The 19,474-nt window shown below is 63.8% G+C and carries 16 protein-coding genes; 1 reads left to right on the top strand and 15 read right to left on the bottom strand.

What is annotated here, in order from left to right:
• Positions 1-2: 2 nt before the first annotated feature.
• The 8 genes from gcvH to arcD (RAC97_RS01935) form a co-directional block, all read right to left on the bottom strand.
• Positions 3-386: a glycine cleavage system protein GcvH gene (gene gcvH, locus RAC97_RS01900; protein WP_375100472.1), complete on the bottom strand. Its 384-nt coding sequence runs from the start codon at positions 384-386 to the stop codon at positions 3-5.
• Between the two features lie 311 nt (positions 387-697).
• A complete protein-coding gene (gene gltS / locus RAC97_RS01905) occupies positions 698-1,903 on the bottom strand; it encodes a sodium/glutamate symporter (protein WP_375100471.1) in 1,206 nt (401 codons plus the stop codon).
• 292 nt (positions 1,904-2,195) lie between these two features.
• Positions 2,196-3,704 (bottom strand): sigma-54-dependent transcriptional regulator, encoded by a 1,509-nt coding sequence (locus RAC97_RS01910; RefSeq protein ID WP_375100470.1) that lies wholly within the window; start codon positions 3,702-3,704, stop codon positions 2,196-2,198.
• Positions 3,705-3,962: 258 nt separating this feature from the next.
• Positions 3,963-4,337 (bottom strand): DUF5064 family protein, encoded by a 375-nt coding sequence (locus RAC97_RS01915; protein ID WP_375100469.1) that lies wholly within the window; start codon positions 4,335-4,337, stop codon positions 3,963-3,965.
• 54 nt (positions 4,338-4,391) lie between these two features.
• Complete coding sequence (gene arcC, locus RAC97_RS01920) at positions 4,392-5,321, bottom strand: carbamate kinase (protein ID WP_375100468.1); 930 nt, start codon at positions 5,319-5,321, stop codon at positions 4,392-4,394.
• 248 nt (positions 5,322-5,569) lie between these two features.
• Positions 5,570-6,580, bottom strand: a complete 1,011-nt coding sequence (locus tag RAC97_RS01925; protein WP_375100467.1) for an ornithine carbamoyltransferase — start codon at positions 6,578-6,580, stop codon at positions 5,570-5,572.
• A gap of 67 nt (positions 6,581-6,647) precedes the next feature.
• On the bottom strand, positions 6,648-7,901 hold the full coding sequence (arcA, locus tag RAC97_RS01930; protein WP_375100466.1) for an arginine deiminase: 1,254 nt from the start codon (positions 7,899-7,901) through the stop codon (positions 6,648-6,650).
• Positions 7,902-7,934: 33 nt separating this feature from the next.
• On the bottom strand, positions 7,935-9,362 hold the full coding sequence (gene arcD, locus RAC97_RS01935; RefSeq protein ID WP_375100465.1) for an arginine-ornithine antiporter: 1,428 nt from the start codon (positions 9,360-9,362) through the stop codon (positions 7,935-7,937).
• A 436-nt stretch (positions 9,363-9,798) separates the two neighbouring features.
• Between arcD (RAC97_RS01935) and arcD (RAC97_RS01940) the strand changes: the two genes are divergently transcribed.
• The gene (gene arcD / locus RAC97_RS01940; protein WP_375100464.1) at positions 9,799-11,226 is read left to right on the top strand and encodes an arginine-ornithine antiporter; all 1,428 of its coding nucleotides are present in this window, start codon (positions 9,799-9,801) and stop codon (positions 11,224-11,226) included.
• A 47-nt stretch (positions 11,227-11,273) separates the two neighbouring features.
• Here the strand turns inward: arcD (RAC97_RS01940) and RAC97_RS01945 are convergent, their stop codons facing one another.
• The 7 genes from RAC97_RS01945 to gap form a co-directional block, all read right to left on the bottom strand.
• A complete protein-coding gene (locus RAC97_RS01945; RefSeq protein WP_375100463.1) occupies positions 11,274-12,611 on the bottom strand; it encodes a CoA transferase in 1,338 nt (445 codons plus the stop codon).
• Positions 12,612-12,669: 58 nt separating this feature from the next.
• Positions 12,670-13,083: a YbaN family protein gene (locus RAC97_RS01950; RefSeq protein WP_375100462.1), complete on the bottom strand. Its 414-nt coding sequence runs from the start codon at positions 13,081-13,083 to the stop codon at positions 12,670-12,672.
• A 52-nt stretch (positions 13,084-13,135) separates the two neighbouring features.
• Positions 13,136-13,741 carry a biliverdin-producing heme oxygenase gene (locus RAC97_RS01955; RefSeq protein WP_375100461.1) on the bottom strand — a complete coding sequence of 202 codons (606 nt, stop codon included), beginning with the start codon at positions 13,739-13,741 and terminating at the stop codon, positions 13,136-13,138.
• A gap of 226 nt (positions 13,742-13,967) precedes the next feature.
• Positions 13,968-16,553 carry a TonB-dependent receptor gene (locus tag RAC97_RS01960; protein ID WP_375100460.1) on the bottom strand — a complete coding sequence of 862 codons (2,586 nt, stop codon included), beginning with the start codon at positions 16,551-16,553 and terminating at the stop codon, positions 13,968-13,970.
• Between the two features lie 125 nt (positions 16,554-16,678).
• Entirely contained in the window at positions 16,679-17,641 is a 963-nt protein-coding gene (locus RAC97_RS01965; RefSeq protein WP_375100459.1) for a FecR domain-containing protein, read from the bottom strand.
• Between the two features lie 94 nt (positions 17,642-17,735).
• Entirely contained in the window at positions 17,736-18,248 is a 513-nt protein-coding gene (locus tag RAC97_RS01970) for an RNA polymerase sigma factor (protein WP_375100458.1), read from the bottom strand.
• A gap of 215 nt (positions 18,249-18,463) precedes the next feature.
• The gene (gene gap, locus RAC97_RS01975; RefSeq protein ID WP_375100457.1) at positions 18,464-19,465 is read right to left on the bottom strand and encodes a type I glyceraldehyde-3-phosphate dehydrogenase; all 1,002 of its coding nucleotides are present in this window, start codon (positions 19,463-19,465) and stop codon (positions 18,464-18,466) included.
• Positions 19,466-19,474: the final 9 nt, after the last annotated feature.

The raw sequence follows: 19,474 nt of genomic DNA on the forward strand, positions 1-19,474 counted from the left end.
CCTCAGGCGTCGTCGTTGGCTTTGAGCAGGCGGTCGTAGGCGGCCTGGTCGAGCAGGGCGGCCACTTCGCTGGCGTCGGTGGGTTTGAAGCGGAAGAACCAGCCTTCACCCAGTGGGTCTTCGTTGACGAGTTCCGGGCTGTCGTTGAGCTGCTCGTTGACGGCCAGTACTTCGCCTGCCAGTGGCATGTAGACGCCGCTGGCGGCTTTTACCGATTCGACGGTGGAGGCTTCGGCCCCCTTGTCGTAGTGCGAAAGCTCCGGCAGTTGCACGTAGACCACATCACCCAGGGCGTTCTGGGCGTAGGCGGTGATGCCCACGGTGACGCTGCCATCGGCTTCGACGCGCAGCCATTCGTGATCTTCGGTGAAACGCAACTCGCTCATGGGAATTCCTCGGGAAGCAGGGGGCGTGGGCGCGGTGGGCCGCGCTCTTGAGTTGCGTTTTCTTAGCAATAATGCGGCCATTTTTTATTTTTATTATAAATATCAATGAGTTAAGTGTTTTTCGGTGCGGACGGGATCCGCGGTCTGGAATGAAATCGCTACAGGAGGAGGGCGAAAAGGAAGGCGGGAAGGATCAAACCCTTGCGGAACGACTTCGAGAGGGGGTGTATCGATTTCGATACGGTGTATTGAATTGAATACGGATAGTGGCGGCACGGCTGCAGGTTGCCTGTCAGACGTGCCGTTTGGTGTCAGAGTGCGCTGAAGAAGGGCAGCGCCAGGTACAGCTTGATGACGATCACGTTGATGATGTCGATAAAGAACGCGCCAACCATCGGCACGACCAGGAAAGCGAGCTGCGAAGGGCCGTAGCGTTGCGTCACGGCCTGCATGTTGGCGATCGCCGTTGGCGTTGCGCCCAACCCGAAACCGCAGTGCCCGGCGGCCAGCACGGCGGCATCGTAGTTGCTGCCCATGACGCGGAAGGTCACGAATATGGCGAACAGCGCCATGACCAGGGTCTGTGCGGTCAGCAGGATGAGGAACGGCATGGCCAGCGCGGCCAGGTCCCAAAGCTTCAGCGACATCAGCGCGATGGCCAGGAACAGCGACAGGCTGACGTTGCCCAATACCGACACTTCGCGTTCGAATACCTGGTACAGGCCGAACAGCGAGAGCCCGTTACGCAGCAGCACCCCGGTGAACAGCACGCAGACGAAGGTCGGCAGCTCGAAGGCGGTGCCGCTCAGCAGCCCCTGCAACAGGTAGCCGCCTTGCAGGCTGATGGCGATCAGCGCGAGGGTCTCGATCATCGAGATGGGGGTGATGAGGCGCTCGGTGTCCGGCTCCTCGAAGCCCTTGGGCAGGTGTGCCTGGCCATGCCCTTGGCCAGGGGTCTTTACCCGACCGATCAGCAGGCGTGCAACAGGGCCGCCGATCAGGCCGCCCAGTACCAGGCCGAAGGTCGCGCTGGCCAGGGCCAGTTCAGTGGCCGAGGGCAGGCCGTACTGCTCGGTGAAGGTCGCGCCCCATGCGGCGCTGGTGCCGTGGCCGCCCGACAGGGAGATCGATCCGGACAACAGGCCCATCAGCGGGTCGAGGCCCAGTGCGCTGGCCAAGCCGATGCCCAGCGCGTTCTGCACCAGCAACAGCCCGGTGACCGCAGCCAGGAAGACCAGCACGATGCGTCCGCCTTTTTTCAGGCTGGCCAGGTCGGCGCTCAGCCCGATGGTGGCGAAGAACGCCAGCATCAGCGGTGTTTGCAGGGAGGTGTCGAAGCGCACATGAAGGTCGAACGAGCGCAGCGCCAGCAGTATCAGTGCGATCACCAGGCCACCGGCAACAGGTTCGGGGATGTTGTACAGGCGCAGGAATTTCACGCGTGTGACCAGGCCGCGTCCCAGCAATAGCACCAGGGACGCCGCCACGAGTGTTCCATAGAAATCAAGCTCAAGCATTTTGCGTACTCTTTGTTCTGATCGAGGTCACCCAGGGGTAAGGGGGCGCCTCTTGCGCAGATAGACTCAACGCTTCGCTCGCCAGCAGGGTTTCGCCCATCTGGCGCAACAAGCGGCTGAACGTGGGTCTTCAGGCAGTTGCTCGACCGCGCAAGGTCATGCCGCCGCTTTTTTGCGGCAGCAATGTTAGGACGCTGGGTTGGGATGCTTATCGGAAAAGCCTGAAAGATTCGGCAGATAGACGATGTGCAGCTGGGTGGTGTGACGTGCTTCCAAAGAGGTGAAGGCCACCTCAGGTCTTGCTGGGAATGCCGTACTTGCGCAGGCGCTGGGCAATGGCGGTGTGCGAGGTGTGCAAGCGCGCCGCCAGCAGGCGGGTCGACGGGTAGCTGGCATACAGGCGTTGCAGCAGCTCGCGCTCGAAGCTGCCGACCGCCTGCTCCAGGCTCGCGACCTCGCCGTCCTGGCCGCGCGCTACCGAGGTACCGGCGATGTCCAGGTCGCCGATATCCACCAGGCTGCCCTCGCAGATGGCGGCGGCGCGGAAGATCACGTTCTGCAACTGGCGCACGTTGCCTGGCCAGGGGTTGGCCAGCAGCGCCGAGTGGGTGGCCGGTGTAAGGCGACAGGCCGGGCGCTGGATCTGCGTGCAGGCCTGCTGCATGAAGAAATGCGCCAGCATCAGGATGTCCTGGCCGCGGTCGCGCAGCGGCGGCACTTGCAGGTTGAGGACGTTGAGCCGGTAGAACAGGTCTTCGCGGAAGCTGCCTTCGGCCACCATGCGTTCCAGGTCGCGGTGGGTGGCGCTGATGATCCGCACATCGACCTTCACCTCGCGATCGCCACCCACCCGACGGAAGCTGCCATCGCTGAGAAAGCGCAGCAGCTTGGCTTGCAGGTAGGGCGACATCTCGCCGATTTCGTCGAGGAATACCGTGCCCTGGTTGGCCAGCTCCATCAGCCCAGGCTTGCCGCCGCGTTGCGCGCCGGTAAAAGCGCCGGGGGCGTAGCCGAACAGCTCGCTCTCGGCGAGGTTCTCGGGCAGCGCGGCGCAGTTCAGCGCGAGGAACGGCGCGCCGTGGCGGCTGCTGATGGCATGGCAGGCGCGGGCCACCAGCTCCTTGCCGGTGCCGGTCTCGCCGTGCACCAGCAGCGGCGCGTCCAGCGCAGCCACGCGCAGGGCGCGGGCCTTGAGGGTGCGGATGGCAGGAGAGTCGCCGAGCAGCGCATCGAAGCCTTCGGCATGGTCGTGGTGCAGGGCCGACAGGCGTTCGCCCATGCGCGTGGGCGGATAGAGGGTCAGCAGGCCACCCGCGCTGGTGATGGGCGTGGCGTCCAGCAGCAAGCTCTGGCCGTTGAGCTGCATCTCGCGCATCGGCAGATGGAAGTTGTTGTCCAGCAGTGCTTGCAGCAGGTTTTCGTCGCCGAACAGTTCACCCACCGAGCGGCCGGCCGACTCGCGCCCACACAGGGCGATCAGCGCCGGGTTGGCCAGCAACACCTTGCCGGCACTGTCCACCGCCAGCACCGGGTCGCTCATGGCCGCGAGCAGGGCATCGAGCTGCAGGTGGCGGCGCTGGCCGGGGAGGATATCGACCACCTGCACCGACTGCACGCCGTGCACTTCGAACAAGGCGTCGTGCAGCTCTTCGAGTACGGCGGGGCTGAGGGTCGGAGCGTCGATGTAGACGTTCGGCGGCACCATCTCCACGGCATCGAGGTTGAGGTTGCGGGCGCCGAGCAGGGCCAGGACTTCCTGGGTGATGCCGACGCGGTCGATGAAGCTTACGTGGATGCGCATGGGGCAACGGATGTAAGGGAAGGGGCGTCAGTATGCCATTGGGAAGGTGGCTAGCCCAATCGCGAAGCCAGCTATCGCAACGCGCGCGAGAACCCTGCAAAACCCTGTGGGAGCGGGTTTACCCGCGAAAGCAACACCGCGGTGGTGGGGCACCGGCTGCGCCGGTGTTCGCGGGTAAACCCGCTCCCACAGTTACCGTGGTGCTGTTAAGGGGGAGCGGTGAGCCTGTCGGAACGGGTTTTGCCCGCGCGGGTGTTACTAAGGGTTTCCCAGGTGTTCAGGCTTGACTGGGTCACCAGACTTCACATCGAGTTTCTCGCGAATATCCTCGAACATCGCGTCATACAGCTTGTGCGGTGAGGATAGGGTTTCGAATTTCTTCGGCGCCGGCAGGTGCGCCTGGGCCCTGCGGCTCAGCACCATGAGAAAGCTGGGCAGCACTTCGTCCTTGGCCAGGAAGAATTTCTCGTCAACCGGCTTGCCCTCGATACTGCCGTGCATGCGGAACTGGATACCGCGGCCGTTGCTGGAGTCCTGGGTGGCCTCGTATTCGATGTTCAAGTCATAGCTGTGGTCGGCCGTGTTCAGCGCCGTGCGCTCGATATGAACATGGCCGGGCTTGAATTGAGCCATGGCGTTACCCTCTGGAAGCTTGAAAACGGCGGGCACCCGGCCCGCCAACCGCATTCAACGGTAGCTGATTCCCGGCGTTGCCGTGGAAACTCGTGTACCGGCTGTACCTTTGACAATGTCCTCGATGTTCTCCAGCGAACTGATGACGGCGACCTTGCCGGTCTGTCGGGCAAAGTCGCAGGCGGCTTGCACCTTGGGGCCCATGGAGCCGGCGGCGAAGCCCAGGCGTTCGAGCTCGTCCGGGTGGGCCTGGGCGATGGCCTTCTGGGTGGGCTGCTTGAAGTCGACATAAGCGGCATCGACATCGGTGGCGATCACCAGCAGGTCGGCCTCCAGCTGCTCGGCCAGCAGCGCCGAGCACAGGTCCTTGTCGATGACCGCCTCCACGCCCTTGAGCCTGCGGTTTTCGTCATACATCGTGGGAATGCCGCCACCGCCGGCGCAGATCACGATGCTGTTCTTTTCCAGCAGCCACTTGATCGGGCGGATTTCGAAGATGCGCTTGGGCTTGGGGCTGGCGACCACGCGGCGGTACTTGTCGCCGTCGGGCTTGACCACCCAGCCTTTTTCCTTGGCCAGGCGCTCGGCGTCTTCCTTGGCATAGACCGGCCCGATGAACTTGGTCGGGTCCTGGAAGGCCGGGTCGTTGGCGTCTACCTCGACCTGGGTCAGCAGGGTGGCGAAGGGCACTTCGAAGTCCAGCAGGTTGCCCAGTTCCTGCTCGATCATGTAGCCGATCATGCCTTCGGTCTCGGCGCCGAGCACGTCCAGCGGGTAGGCCTCGTCGGGCTTGTAGGCCAGGCCCTGGAGCGACAGCAGGCCGACCTGCGGACCATTGCCGTGAGCAACCACGAGCTGGTTGCCGGGGTGGATCTTGGCGATCTGTTCGGCGGCGGTACGGATATTGGCGCGCTGGTTGTCGGCGGTCATTGGCTCGCCGCGGCGCAACAGGGCGTTGCCGCCCAATGCAACAACGATACGCATGGGGAATGTCCTTTAGCGAATGTTCGGTTGCTTTGTAGGTGACCGCATAACCTCTGAGACTACGCTGTCGCGTATAGCACTGTGATCGTAAGCGCGACGCAGTACCTGTGGGAGCGGGTTCACCCGCGAACCAGGGCGAAGCCCTGGCCATACACCGCGGTGTTCTTTTCGCGGGTGAACCCGCTCCCACAGGTCCCTGCTAAATCAATAAGTTATGCGCATTTCTGTGAGAGCGGGCTGCGTGGCCTTTAGAGATCAGCCAGTGTCGACACCAGGATCGCCTTGATCGTGTGCATGCGGTTTTCCGCCTGCTCGAAGGCGATGCACGCCGGTGATTCGAACACGTCGTCGGTCACCTCGATGCCATTGGCCAGGTGCGGATACTTCTCGGCGATCTGCTTGCCTACCTTGGTCTCGCTGTTGTGAAACGCCGGCAAGCAGTGCATGAACTTGCTGCGCGGGTTGCCGGTGGCCTTCATCAGGTCCTTGTTCACTTGGTACGGCAGCAGCAACTCGATACGCTCGCCCCAGGCCTCGACCGGCTCACCCATCGACACCCACACGTCGGTGTGCACGAAGTCCACGCCCTTGACCGCGGCCTTCGGGTCCTCGGTCAGGGTGATGCGCGCGCCGCTTTCCTCTGCGTACTTCTTGCATCGATCGACCAGATCGTCGTGGGGCCAAAGCGCCTTGGGCGCGGCGATGCGCACGTCCATGCCGAGCTTGGCGCCGATCAGCAACAGCGAGTTGCCCATGTTGTTGCGCGCATCGCCCAGGTAGGCGTAGCTGATGTCGTGCAGCGGCTTGTCGCTGTGCTCACGCATGGTCAGCACGTCGGCGATCATCTGGGTGGGGTGATATTCGTCGGTCAGGCCGTTGAACACCGGCACCCCGGCGAACTTCGCCAGTTCCTCGACGATCTCCTGCTTGAAGCCACGGTATTCGATGGCGTCGTACATGCGCCCGAGCACCCGGGCGGTGTCCTTCATGCTTTCCTTGTGGCCGATCTGCGAGGAGTTGGGGTCGATGTAGGTGACGTTGGCGCCTTGGTCATAGGCGGCCACCTCGAAGGCGCAGCGGGTGCGGGTGGAAGTCTTCTCGAAGATCAGGGCGATGTTGTTGCCCTTGAGGTGCTGCTGCTCGGTGCCGGTGTACTTGGCGCGCTTGAGGTCGCGGGACAGGTCCAGCAGGTAGCGCAGCTCGCGGGTGGTGTGGTGCTCCAGGCTGAGCAGGTTGCGGTTGTGGATATTGAACGCCATGACGGTTCTCCTTGAATGCTGGTGAGCCCGGCCGTCGCCTCGTGAACGCGGCCGGGCGTGATGGACGCTAGTAGTCGATTGGGTCGCGCACGATCGGGCAGGTCATGCAATGGCCGCCGCCGCGTCCGCGGCCCAGTTCGCCGGCGCTGATGGTGATGACCTCGATACCCGCCTTGCGCAGCAGGGTGTTGGTGTAGGTATTGCGGTCATAGCCGATGACCACGCCAGGCTCCAGGGCCACCACGTTGTTGCCGTCATCCCACTGTTCGCGCTCGGCGGCGAAGCTGTTGCCGCCGGTTTCCACCACGCGCAGCTTGACCCCAAGCTGCTCGCCAACCACCTCGATGAACGACTTGTTGATGCGGCGCACGTCCATGCCGTAGGGCTTGCTTTCGTCCGGGCGGATGATGAACGGCACGATTTCGCTCACCACCTCGGGGAAAACCGTGACCAGGTCGCGGTCGCAGAAGCTGAACACCGTGTCCAGGTGCATGGCCGCGCGGGATTTCGGCAGGCCGGCGACGATCACTTCCTTCACCGCCCCCTTGGCGAACAGGTTCTGCGCCAGCTGACCAATGGCCTGGCGCGAAGTGCGTTCGCCCATGCCGATCAGCACGATGCCGTTGCCGATCGGCATCACATCGCCGCCTTCCAGGGTGGACTGGCCGTGCCCTTTGTCCGGGTCGCCGTACCACACCTCGAAGTCGGCGTCGGTGAACGCCTTGTGGAATTTGTAGATGGCGGTGGTCAGCAGGGTTTCCTGGCGGCGCGCCGGCCAGTACATCGGGTTGAGCGTCACGCCGCCGTAGATCCAGCAGGTGGTATCACGGGTGAATTGGGTGTTGGGCAGCGGCGGCAAGATGAAGCTGGAATGGCCCAGGTAGTCGTTGTACATCTTCACCACATCGGCGCCTTCGCTCTGTGGCAGGTCCTGGCCGGCCACGCCACCGATGAGGAACTCGGCCAGGTGACGGGGTTCGAGCCCTTCCAACCAGCTGCGCACCTCGTTGTTGAGGCCCACACCGACGGTATCGGGGGTGATCTTGCGGTCGAGGATCCACTTCAACGCCTCGGGCTGCTGCACGATATCGGTCAGCAGGTTGTGCATTTCCAGCACGTCGACGCCGCGCTCGCGCATCTTGGTGACGAAGTCGAAGTGGTCACGCTTGGCCTGGTCGACCCAGATCACATCGTCGAACAGCAGCTCGTCGCAGTTGCTCGGAGTCAGACGCTTGTGCGCAAGTCCTGGGGCGCAGACCATCACCTTGCGCAGTTTCCCGGCTTCGGAGTGGACACCGTACTTCTGTTTTTCCGTGGACATGATTGCTTCCTCCAGTAATTGCGAAGACAAGATTCAAAGGGTCAGGAAACCGTCGTACAGGCCGTAGGCCGCCACCAGGGCGCCGAGCACCACGACTGCGAAGATCAGCTTCTCGATAGCGGTGAAGCTCGGTTGGCCCACTTCACGCTTGGCCTTGGCGAACAGGAGCACCCCAGGGGCATACAGCAGGGCCGAGAGCAGCAGGTATTTCACGCCGCCGGCATACAGCAGCCAGATGGCGTACAGCAGGGCGATGCCGCCGATGATCAGGTCCTTGCGCCGCTCGGCCAGGGCCTGCTCGTAGGTTTCGTTGCGTACCGCCAGCAGCACCGCGTAGGCCGCCGACCACAGGTAGGGCACCAGGATCATCGAGGTGGCGAGGTAGATCAGCGACAGGTAGGTGCTGTTGGAGAACAGCGTGATGACCAGAAAGATCTGCACCATGGCGTTGGTCAGCCACAAGGCATTGGCCGGCACCTGGTTGGCGTTCTCGCGGCGCAGGAACTCCGGCATGGTGTGGTCCTTGGCGGCGGCGAACATGATCTCGGCGCACAGCAGTACCCACGACAGCAGCGCCCCCAGCAGCGAGATGATCAAGCCGACGCTGACCAGCACTGCGCCCCAGTGGCCCACCACATGCTCGAGCACGGCAGCCATCGACGGGTTCTGCAGCTTGGCCAGCTCCGGCTGGGTCATCACACCCATCGACAGCACGTTGACCAGTACCAGGAACAACAGCACGGTGATGAAGCCGATGACCGTCGCCTTGCCCACGTCGGAGCGTTTTTCCGCCCGTGACGAGAAGATGCTCGCCCCCTCGATGCCGATGAACACCCACACCGTGACCAGCATCATGTTGCGCACCTGGTCCATCACGCCGCCCAGGTCAGGCGAGCCAAGCCCCCAGATGTCGGCGGTGAACACATCGAGCTTGAAGGCGAACAGGCAGATCAGCGCGAACAGCGCCAGCGGCACCACCTTGGCCACGGTGGTGACCAAGTTGATGAACGCCGCTTCCTTGATGCCGCGCAGTACCAGGAAATGCACGGCCCAAAGCAGAATGGACGCGCCGATCACCGCGGCTGGCGTATTGCCTTCGCCGAACACCGGAAAGAAGTAGCCCAGGGTGCTGAACAGCAACACGAAGTAGCCGACGTTGCCCAGCCAGGCGCTGATCCAGTAGCCCCAGGCCGAGGAAAAGCCCATGTAGTCGCCGAAACCAGCCTTGGCATAGGCGTATACCCCGCCATCCAGGTCGGGCTTGCGGTTGGCCAGGGTCTGGAACACGAAGGCGAGGGTGAGCATGCCCACTGCGGTGATCGCCCATCCGATCAATACCGCCCCGACTCCCGCGCTTGCCGCCATGTTCTGCGGCAATGAAAAAATACCACCGCCAATCATCGACCCTACGACAAGTGCAACAAGGGCGCCCAGTTTTAGTTTTCCGGGAGAATCAGACATTTAATAACTCCATGTCAGGAGAACGTTGACATCAGAATAAAGCTGACGCCTTGGTCATTCGCTGATGTAGATCAGTTGATGACGCCGCGAAGTAGGAAAAACCCTTCGCGCACCTCCTGGAGAATGCCCACGGCCTGGCTACAGGCCTTGTGCCCTGGCACCTCCGCGTCCATTTTTGAAGCAAACCTTGCGTTTGGCCTGCGAACTATCACGCTAGCTGCTTTTGCCGCTTTCGCAACTGCCTCTCAACCAACCGCCTAATCAATTGTGTGTTCGTGACGGAAAGCACAACTGTCATTTTCGCCCGCCAGTCGGCATAGAAAACTCTGTTATTAGTGCTATAGATTTAATGGTTTGGTTAATAAGGCGCCGGTATTACCGGCGGTGCTAAAGTTCATTGCTCCACACTCGGGAAGCTATAACTGCGAGGAATTCCATGAGCGAGCCGGGACAAAAATTGCGCCTGGGGGCGTTGATCGCGTTGGTGGTCGGCTCGATGATCGGTGGCGGGATTTTCTCGCTGCCGCAGAACATGGCCGCGCGCGCCGATGTCGGTGCGGTCTTGATCGGCTGGGGCATTACCGCAGTGGGCATGCTGGCATTGGCTTTCGTGTTCCAGACCCTGGCCAACCGCAAGCCGGAGCTGGATTCGGGGGTGTACGCCTACGCCAAGGCCGGCTTTGGCGAGTACATGGGTTTCTCCTCGGCCTGGGGCTACTGGATCAGCGCCTGGCTGGGCAACGTCGGGTACTTCGTGCTGCTGTTCAGTACCCTCGGCTTCTACGTCCCGGTGTTCGGTGAAGGCAATACGCCGGTGGCTATCGGTTGTGCCTCGCTGTTGCTGTGGGCGGTGCATTTCCTGGTGTTGCGCGGCATCAGGGAGGCGGCGTTCATCAACCAGGTCACCACTGTCGCCAAGGTGGTGCCGCTGCTGATCTTCATCGTCATCGCCGCCTTCGCCTTTCGTGCCGATATCTTCACCCGTGATATCTGGGGCCTGGGCAACCCGCAGTTCGGCAGCGTGTTGGAGCAGGTACGCAACATGATGCTGGTGACGGTGTTCGTGTTCATCGGTATCGAGGGGGCGAGCGTGTATTCGGGCAGGGCGCTGCTGCGCTCGGATGTGGGCAAGGCCACGGTGATCGGCTTTCTTGGTGTGCTGGCGTTGTTGGTGCTGGTCAACGTGCTGTCGTTGGGGGTGATGACCCAGCCGGAGCTTGCACAGCTGCCCAACCCGTCGTTGGCCTCGGTGCTGGAGCATATCGTCGGGCCGTGGGGGGCGTTGTTGATCAGTATCGGCTTGGCGGTATCGCTGCTGGGCGCGTTGTTGTCCTGGGCCTTGCTGTGTGCCGAGATCCTGTTCGCCACGGCGCGCGACAAGACCATGCCGCGCTTCCTGGCGCGCGAGAATGCCAACCACGTGCCGGCCAATGCCCTGTGGCTGACCAACTGCATGATCCAGGGGTTTCTGCTGATCACCCTGTTTTCGGCGGGGACCTACACCGGCCTGATCTACCTGGCGTCGTCGATGATTCTGGTGCCGTACTTCTGGTCGGCGGCCTATGCACTGCTGCTGGCCTGGCGCGGGGAGGGGTATGCGGGGCAGGTGGCCGCACGGCGCAAGGACCTGCTGGTGGCGGGGCTGGCGCTGCTGTACGCCGTCTGGCTGCTGTACGCCGGGGGGCTGAAGTACCTGCTGCTGTCGGCGTTGCTGTATGCGCCGGGGGTGATCTTGTTCGCCCGGGCCAAGCAAGAACAGGGGCAGGTGTTGTTCACCCGGATCGAGAAGCTGATCTTTGCGGCGGTGCTGGTGGGGGCCGCTGCTGCGGCTTATGGACTGTATTCAGGCGTGTTGACGCTGTGAACAGGCCGGCCTTTTCGCGGGGCTTGCCCGCGAAGAGGCCGGTGAATTCACCACTTCGGCTCGGCCGAACCCAGTTCGCAGGCACCGTGCTCCCAGTGCATATGTGCTGCGCCGACCATCAATGGCCCCTTCAGACGCTGTGCCGGGCCCCACGGTGTGTGCTCCAGGTGCGCGTCCACATCTGCCGATGTCTCCTGCGGCAGCGGCAAGTCATCGCTCACACTGCCGTACTCGATCAACAGCTTCGCCGTACGTGCCAGGGAGAACCGTGACCGGCTCGCCTGCTCCCTGGCCAAGGCACGAATGGCCTCGGCTGCCATCAGATAACCAGTAGCATGGTCCAGCGCCTGTACCGGCAATGGCACCGGGTGCTCGGCCTGGCGCCAGCGCATGCCTTCGCGGGCAATGCCGGTGCTCATCTGTACCAGACTGTCGAAACCGCGCCGCTGCTGCCACGGTCCGCTCCAGCCATAGGCATCGAGGCTGACGTCCACCAGCGCCGGGTTGAGCTGGCGTCGCTGTTCATGGCCATAGCCGAGTTTCTCCAGGGCGTCGGCACGGTAGCCATGCAGCAGGATGTCCGCCTCGCCCAGCAGCCGCTCGAATACCTGGCGCCCTTGCGAGGTGCGCAGGTCGAGGCGGGCGCAGCGCTTGCCCAGGGTGACTTCGGCCACCACGGCCGGCTCTTCCCATCCGGGTGGGTCCAGGCGCAGCACCTGGGCGCCGAAACCGGCCAGCACTCGGCTGGCGGTGGGGCCGGCGAGAATGCGGGTCAAATCCAGCACCTTGATGCCGGCCAACGGCCGCGACGAGGTGCCTTGCCAGGGGCGTGGCACGGTGTGTTGGAGGGTTTCGCGCAAGACCAGAGGCTCCAGGTTGACGGCCTGGCCCTGTGGGTGTGCGCACCACTCGGCCCAACTGCGCATCTTCGCCGCGCAGCCGCCTGCCTGGACCACGGCCTCTTCCAGTGCCTCGGCGTCCCAGCCGGCCACTGCGGCGGCCACCGCGGCACGCTCGGGCGACACCCCGAGCACCTGCAAGGCGGCGTGACGATGATGAGGGGCATTGGTATGCAGCCGAACCCAGCCATCGCGGGCCGGGTAGTCGCCCGCCACGGCATCCCACAGCGGTGGGGGCTGCCAGCCTTGAGGGCGCAGGCTGGTGGCGAACCAGAACGATGCCAGGCGGCGGTCCACCTGCACCAGGGGGCGGTGCTCGGTGTGCCGCTCCGTCAGTTCGGCCAAGGCCAGCCCCACAGCGGCAATGCTGGCGGCAGCCAGGTCGGTGACCGCGAAGGTCGATGGCAGGCTGCCGACGCCTTGCCAGTGCACGACAGGCGGCGCCAGGTTCAATTCGCGGGCAATGGTGTCCAGAAGCAGGGGCATTGAGGATCCTCCGTGTCGGACCCAATTGCAGTACATCTGACGCCAGGACGCAAATCCCTCAGGGTTGCATCCTGGCGGAACATGGCGGGGCGGGGTGCTCGGGACGTGACCAGATCCACAGGTTGCCCAGGGTCATGCCGGCAATGGCCAGGTACACCGGCCAGTGGTGTTCGAGGAAGGTCAGCATCAGGCCTGCGCACAGCAACATGCTGACGGTCGCGCTGATTTTCGCACGGCGCTGGATCACCTTGCCGTTGCGCCAGTTGTACAGGATCGGCCCGAACAGCCGGTGGTTTTCCAGCCAGGCTGACAGGCGTGGCGAGCTGCGCGTGGCGGCCCAGGCGGCGAGCAGGATGAACTCGGTGGTCGGCAGCCCGGGAATGACGATGGCGACCAGGCCGATGCCGAGGCTGACGTAGGCCAGGATCGCATACAGCAGGCGGGCAATGCGGGAGCGGGCGACTGGGGTCATGGTCTCACTGCAAAACGTTCCGGCCACCTGGCTGGTGGCCGGCAGGTGCGTCTCAGGCCAGCGCGGTGTCGGCTGCGTAGGCGTGCTTGAGCAGCTCGGTGAAGCGCTCGAAGGCGGCGACCGCGCCACGCTCGGCAGCAGCGTCTTCTTCAGGCGAGAGCTCAAGGGCGTCGAGAATTCGGGTGAATTCCTTCCAGCCTTGTGCACGGCCACCTTCCGGCTCGCCCAGGTGACGGGCACCGAAACTGTCGGACAGCTCCAGGGCCACGGCGCGCTTGATCAGAAACGCGGCGCCCAGTTTGGAGCCTTCGGAGACGAAGATCCAGCCCAGCGCTTCGCCCAGGCTCGGCTTGCCCAGGGCACCTGCGACCGGGCCGGGCACTTCGGTGTTCAGGTCGGCGAGGTCCAGGCGGGCTTGTTCGGCGCGGCAGCGGGCAGCCAAGTCAGGGACGATGGCGATCAGCTGTGGGTCGCTGTACAGGGCCTGCAGTTCGGACTGGAACAGGTACTGGGCGACGACGAAGCGGGCGAAGTTCTCGCGGTTGTCGAACGGGGCGTGGGACTTGACCAGGGCGTCGAGCTCGGTGTGCGGCGCGTGGGTCACCTGGTTCAGGCGTTGCGAGCGCAGGGCGGGGCGCTCGGAGGATTCGCGGGTCATGGGTACATCCTTGGGAAATGAGGTGTCTAGTGACAAGACGAAGGAGAAGACGCAGGACAGTAAAAAAACCTCACCTGGGAGGGGGATGCATTTGTGTTTGGGTTATCGGGAATCGAGGAGCCCTCTTCGCGGGTAACCCGCTCCCACAGGTTCTGCGCAGCCCTGGTGGGCGATGCTGTACTTGTGGGAGCGGGTTTGCCCGCGAAAAGGGCGACGCGGTGTCGGATCAGATATCCCACACCACATTGATGGCGAAGTTACGCCCCGGCATGGTCAGGCGGTCGAGGTTGGCCGGCTGGGTCACGCCGGCTTCGCCCAGGCCGTCGTAGCCACGCACGTCATCCCACTGCCAGTACTTCTTGTCGGTCAGGTTGTACAGCCCGGCATTGACGGTGACGTCGTCGGTGACCTTGTAGAAGCCGGTCAGGTCCAGCACGCCGTAGCCTGGCGTGCGGAACTGCTTGCTGGTGCCGTCGGGGGCGAAGAAGGTGGTGTCGTCGACACGGTTCTTGCGCTTAACCAGGGTCCAGCTCAGCAGGCCGCCGTAGTGCTGCTGCTCATAGCCCAGGCCCACCACCGCGGTCAGCGGGTTGACACTGTTCAGCGGCTGGCCGTTGTCGTCGTTGCGCCCGTGGGCATAGGCCAGCGAGCCCTGGGTATACAGGCCTTGCGGCGCGCCGAAGTGGTCCAGGTTCAGGCGGCCCTTGAACTCGGCGCCCTTGATGGTGGCGTGCTTGATGTTGTTGGCCTGGAAGGTCGAGCCCAGGTTGGCCGACTGCACGGCGTCTTCGTTGATGAAGTCGCGGTACTTGTTGTAGAACACCGCCACGTCGAAGTTGCCGGCCTCGAAGTTGCCGCGCAGGCCCGTCTCGTAGCTCTTGCTCTTTTCCGGTTCCAGGTTCGGGTTCGGCTCGACGCGGTAGCCTGCACCCGGGTTGTCGAAGCGCCCGTACATGGCCTTGGCGGTCGGGGTGCGGAAGCCTTCGGCGTACTGGCCGTACCAGGTGTAGTTGTCGTTGAAGGCATAGGTCACGCCGAATTTGGGCGAGACGCGGTGCCAGTTCTTGGTCGAGTCATCGACGTCGGTGGGCGAGGTGCCAGTGCCCTGGATACCGCGCAGGAACTCGGCGGTCATCTTCGGCTCCATGCGCGTGTAGTCGTAGCGAGCGCCGGGCAGGAAGGTCCAGTTGTTCCAGCGGATCTCGTCCTGGGCGAACACGCTGTAGGTGTCGATGGTCGGGTCCGGGAAGTCGCTGACCAGCACCTGGCCGTCGGCCGGGCTGTTTTGGCCGACGCTCAGGCATGAGCCGCCCACGCGCAGGCAGGTGCCGGTGCCGCTGCGCGAACCGGTGACTTTCTCATGCTTGAGGGTGGTGCCGTAGGTCAGCAGGTGCTCGGTCTCGCCGAGGCTGAAGGCCTTTTCCAGCTGGCCGTCGAAGACCCACTGGCGGTCCTTGTAGGTGGTGTCGCGGGTGCGTAGCACGGTGCGGCTGAAGGGGAAGTAGACTTCCTCGGTTTCCTGGTCGGTCTTGGCGATCTGGTAGTTCAGGCTCCACTTCACGTGGTCGGCCACCAGGCTGTCGAGACCGAAGTCGTGGTTGATGCCGAAGCGTTCGCGGGTGACCGTGTCGTTGCCGGTGCGGCTGCGGTACATGCCCACGCCCACGCCGTTGCCGAACGGGCCGCCGACAGCGCTGAGGATGTTCTGGTCGCGGTCATCCTTGTAGCGCTCGTAGGTGAACCCCAGGCGTGCGTCGTCGGCGTAGTTCCAGCCAAGCTTGGCCAGCACGTTGGTGGTGCGTACGTCTTCCGGGTTGGCCTTGGTGCGTGCCAGACCGCTGCCGCCATGCTCGCCGTAGGACTCGGTCTCGTGGCCGTTGCGCTGGCTCAGGTGCAGCAGGCCGTCGAAGTCGCCCTGGCGGCCAGCGACGGTGGCGGAGTTCAGCCAGCTCTCGTCGGCCGAGCTGTAGCCGGTCTTCAGGCGGGCTCCAACATCCTTGCCGGGCTTGATGATGTCCTCGGGGTCTAGGGTGTAGTAGCTCACCGCGCCGCCGATCGCATTGCTGCCATACAACACCGAGGCTGGGCCACGCAGAATCTCCACGCGCTTGACGATTTCCGGGTCGACATAGTTGCGCTGGGTCTGGGCGTAGGGGCCGTAGAAGAAACTGTCGGGAATCGACACGCCGTCGACCTGGGTGAGGATGCGCTCGCCATCGATACCCCGGATGTTGTAGCCGTTCAGGCCACTGCGCTGGCCAACGCCGCCGACCGACACCCCCGGTTCGTAGCGCACCAGGTCCTTGATGTCGTTGACGTTCTGGCGGTCCAGCTGTTCGCGGGTCTGCACGCTGACGGTGCTGGGCACCCGGTTGACGTCCTGGGCGCTGCGGGTGGCGCTGATGGTCACCTGTTGCAGGGCGATGGCGTTACCCGAGGATTGACGCTCCAGCACCACGTTGCCGTTGCCGATCTTGCGGTAGCCCAGGCCGGTGCCCTCGAGCAGGCGTTGCAGCGCGACCTCGGGGGCGAACGAGCCTTGCACGCCAGGCGAGGCGATGCCGTCGGCCAGCTGCGCAGAGAAGCCCACCTGCCATCCGGTCACCTCGGTGAATGCGTTGATCGCCGAAACCAGTGGCTGCTGGGCGATGGCGAAGCGATAGTCGCCCATGCGCGGGCTGCTGGCCTGGGCCGGTTCAGCCGCCAGGGCCGGCAGGCTTAGGCTGCCGCTGGCCAGCAAGGCCAGGGTCAGCAGCGAGAGCTGGCCCATGCGGCGGGAGGAGGGTGACGGGCGGGTTGGACCTGTGGACATCGAAAGCGCTCCCTGTCGCGCGAACTGTTATAGGTGATGACTGTTCTCGTTTTCAAACAAGAATCAGTTGCATTGGCTATAACGAGACGGACGGGCTCCAGGGATCGCGTAAAAAAAGTTCGCAGCTAGTTGAGAATTACCACGGCGGGGAACTCCTGCAACTGCGCCGAGGTGATGTGCGCCAGCGCCCGCAGGGTTTCCAGCGGCTGGTCGAGGCGGTAGTTGCCGGTCACCGCCACCTGTTCGAGGCGTTCGTTGCGGTTGATGATCCAGCCAGGGTAGTAGCGGCGCAGTTCGTCGAGCACCTGGCTCAGCGGACAGTTCTCGAACACCAGGCGTCCTTCGATCCAGGCCAGTTCCTTGTGCAGGTCGGCGCGTTGGCGCTGGCCGAAACCCTCTGGCCCGACGCTGATGCTGTCGCCGGCACTCAGGCGAATACGCTGGTCGCTGTTGCCTTGCAGGTCGACGTCGCCCCGCTGCACCCGCACCTGGGCCTGGCCATCGAGGTAGCGCACGGCGAAGTTGGTATCGCGCACCTGCGCGCGCAGTGGCCCGGCCTGTACTTCCAACGGCTGCTGGCTGCCGCCGGGTACTTCGAAGAACGCCTCGCCCTGCAGCAGGCGGGCAACCTGGCGGCCTTCGCGCAGGTCGCTGGCGAAGGCGGAGTTGGTGTTGAGCAGCACCTTGGCGCCGTCGTCCAGTTGCAGGCGCTGGCGTTCGCCGACCACGGTCAAATGGTCGGCTTGCAGGCGCACGGGCAGGTTGCCGAAGGTGAACAGCCCCACCAGCAGCACGGCGGCGGTGGCCAGGGGTTTCCAGTGGCGGCGCAGGCGGCCGCCGACCGAGCGTCGCCGTTGCTGGTGCAATTGCCCTGCGGCCTGATGCAGGGCGTTGCCGTTCCACAGCGCCTCGACTTCGACATAGGCCTGGGCATTGAGCGCGTTGGCGCCCAGCCAGGCCTCGAAGGCCGAGGTGTCGGCTTCGCTGGCACATTGCAGGCGAATCAACCAGTCCTGCGCCTCTTCCAGGGCGCGGGCGCGGGCATCAGCCTCGGCAGGCGGCGCAGAAGGGGAGGCGCGATCGGTCACGAAGAGTCCTTGCAGGATGTTTGGTGCAGATGATCGTGGCTGTGTTGCGCCATGGCAAGGGCCTTGCCGTTTCCAGGCGGCGAGCGGTCGCTGTTCACTTCAGGCGCTCGGCCACGCCCATGCAGATGGCCATGATCAGTTTCAGCTCTTTCTGCACGGTGCTGGCGGACACCTGCAACTGCTCGGCGATCTCCAGGTAGCTGGCGCCATGCAGGCGGCTGAGAATGAAGATGCGCTGCTGGCGTGCGGTGAGCTGGGAAAGGCTGAGGCTCAGGTGCTTGAGCAGTTGCTCGGCATGGGCGGCGTCCTCGCTGTTGCCCAAGGGCGCGGCGACGTTGTGCAGCACTTCATCAGGCACGTCGTCGACCAGCGTGCGGGCCTGCACCCGGCGTGCACGCAGGTGGTCGAGGGCCAGGTTGCGTGCGGTCTGGAAGACGAACGGTTCGAGGTGTTCGATGGGGCGTTCACCCAAGGCGCGGGTAACCCGAAGATAGGTTTCCTGCAGCAGGTCTTCCGCTGTACTGGGGTTGCCCACCATGCGCTGCAGCGTGCGCAGCAGGGTGAGGCGCTGGGTGAGAAAGACTGAGTTGAAGCGGGACTGACTCACGGGGAAACCTGGCCGACGAGAGGGTGAATGATAATGCTTATCATCCATGCTTCAGGTCAAGGGCAGAAATGTCATGAACAGGTAAAGCTTTGTGTCGTCTGCACCGGCCTCTTCGCAGGCAAGCCTGCTCCTGTCGCTGCTGCGCTGCTCTAAAGGACAGTGCAGCGCTTGTGGGAGCGTTTTACCTGCGAAAAGGCTGCACTGGCCGCCAACCTCTAGCGTGCGCTGCACAGCGCCAGGCAGTTATCCAGCATGCGGTTGGAGAAGCCCCACTCATTGTCGTACCAGGCCAGCACCTTGAGCATGCGCCCGTTGGCGCGGGTGTGGTTGGCGTCGAAGATCGACGACAGCGGGTTGTGGTTGAAGTCGCACGATACCAGCGGCAGGGCGTTGTAACCCAGTACCCGGGAGTGGCGGCTGGCTTCGAGGAACAGTTGGTTGACCTCGTCGCTGCTGGTCTCGCGCTTGAGGTTGACGGTCAGGTCCACCAGCGACACGTTGATCACCGGCACCCGTACGGCCATGCCGGTGAGCTTGCCGGCCAGCTCCGGCAGCACCAGGCCGACGGCCTCGGCGGCGCCGGTCTTGCTGGGAATCATCGACTGGGTCGCGGAGCGGGCGCGGTAGGGGTCGCTGTGGTAGACGTCGGTGAGCACCTGGTCGTTGGTGTAGGCATGGATGGTGGTCATCAGCCCTTGCTCGATGCCGAACTCGCGGTGCAGTACCTGGGCGATCGGCGCCAGGCAGTTGGTGGTGCACGAGGCGTTGGAGATGATCTGGTGCGAGCTGCGCAACACATCGTGGTTGACCCCGTACACCACGGTGGCATCGGCACCCTTGGCCGGTGCCGAAATGATTACCTTCCCCGCCCCGGCGCTCAAGTGCGCGGACGCCTTGGCACGTTCGGTGAACAGCCCGGTGCATTCGAACACCACGTCGATGGCCAAGGCCTTCCACGGCAGTTCGGCGGGGTTGCGGATGGCGCTGACGGCGATGCGGTCGCCATTGACCGTCAGGCTTTCGTGATCGGCCTCGACGGTGGCGTCGAAAGTGCCGTGCACGCTGTCGAACTTGAGCAGGTGGGCGTTCATTGCGCTGTCGCCCAAGTCGTTGATGGCGACGACCTGCAAGTCCTGGCGGTAGCCTTGGGTATAAAGTGCGCGCAGTACATTGCGCCCGATGCGGCCGAATCCATTGATGGCGATGCGAAGGGTCATGACATTACC

It is taken from the genome of Pseudomonas sp. LS_2 (assembly GCF_042709235.1).
Taxonomy (GTDB): Bacteria; Pseudomonadota; Gammaproteobacteria; order Pseudomonadales; family Pseudomonadaceae; genus Aquipseudomonas.

Bases quoted from the DNA above. Each gene is read 5' to 3' on its own strand.
- gcvH (WP_375100472.1), bottom strand. From the start codon at position 386: ATGAGCGAGTTGCGTTTCACCGAAGATCACGAATGGCTGCGCGTCGAA.
- gltS (WP_375100471.1), bottom strand. From the start codon at position 1,903: ATGCTTGAGCTTGATTTCTATGGAACACTCGTGGCGGCGTCCCTGGTG.
- RAC97_RS01910 (WP_375100470.1), bottom strand. From the start codon at position 3,704: ATGCGCATCCACGTAAGCTTCATCGACCGCGTCGGCATCACCCAGGAA.
- RAC97_RS01915 (WP_375100469.1), bottom strand. From the start codon at position 4,337: ATGGCTCAATTCAAGCCCGGCCATGTTCATATCGAGCGCACGGCGCTG.
- arcC (WP_375100468.1), bottom strand. From the start codon at position 5,321: ATGCGTATCGTTGTTGCATTGGGCGGCAACGCCCTGTTGCGCCGCGGC.
- RAC97_RS01925 (WP_375100467.1), bottom strand. From the start codon at position 6,580: ATGGCGTTCAATATCCACAACCGCAACCTGCTCAGCCTGGAGCACCAC.
- arcA (WP_375100466.1), bottom strand. From the start codon at position 7,901: ATGTCCACGGAAAAACAGAAGTACGGTGTCCACTCCGAAGCCGGGAAA.
- arcD (WP_375100465.1), bottom strand. From the start codon at position 9,362: ATGTCTGATTCTCCCGGAAAACTAAAACTGGGCGCCCTTGTTGCACTT.
- arcD (WP_375100464.1), top strand. From the start codon at position 9,799: ATGAGCGAGCCGGGACAAAAATTGCGCCTGGGGGCGTTGATCGCGTTG.
- RAC97_RS01945 (WP_375100463.1), bottom strand. From the start codon at position 12,611: ATGCCCCTGCTTCTGGACACCATTGCCCGCGAATTGAACCTGGCGCCG.
- RAC97_RS01950 (WP_375100462.1), bottom strand. From the start codon at position 13,083: ATGACCCCAGTCGCCCGCTCCCGCATTGCCCGCCTGCTGTATGCGATC.
- RAC97_RS01955 (WP_375100461.1), bottom strand. From the start codon at position 13,741: ATGACCCGCGAATCCTCCGAGCGCCCCGCCCTGCGCTCGCAACGCCTG.
- RAC97_RS01960 (WP_375100460.1), bottom strand. From the start codon at position 16,553: ATGTCCACAGGTCCAACCCGCCCGTCACCCTCCTCCCGCCGCATGGGC.
- gap (WP_375100457.1), bottom strand. From the start codon at position 19,465: ATGACCCTTCGCATCGCCATCAATGGATTCGGCCGCATCGGGCGCAAT.